This window comes from Cedecea sp. B1(4), assembly GCF_059414925.1.
Map to the genome: position 1 here is coordinate 1 of NZ_JCAHMZ010000259.1, position 289 is coordinate 289.

Genomic DNA, 289 nt, shown 5'->3' on the forward strand with positions numbered 1-289 from the left:
AGCGTCTTCAACTACGACCAGACCGAGGTGGCGGCCAATCCGGTGCACCTGATGTATGTGCTCGAGCAGCGCATCGGGCGCGAGGACTATCCGGAGGAAATCCGCCGGCGCTACCTGGAGTTCATCAAGGGCTTCCTGGCGCCGCGCTACGCCGAGTTCATCGGCAAGGAGATCCAGACCGCGTACCTCGAGTCGTACTCGGAGTATGGCCAGAACATCTTCGACCGCTACGTCACGTTCGCCGACTGCTGGATCCAGGACGAGGAATTCCGCGACCCGGAAACCGGCG

General features: G+C 62.3%; 1 pseudogene. It reads left to right on the forward strand.

Annotated elements, in window-relative coordinates:
• Nucleotides 1-289: pseudogene (locus tag ACR6JA_RS22855) on the forward strand (PrkA family serine protein kinase); the annotation flags it as partial.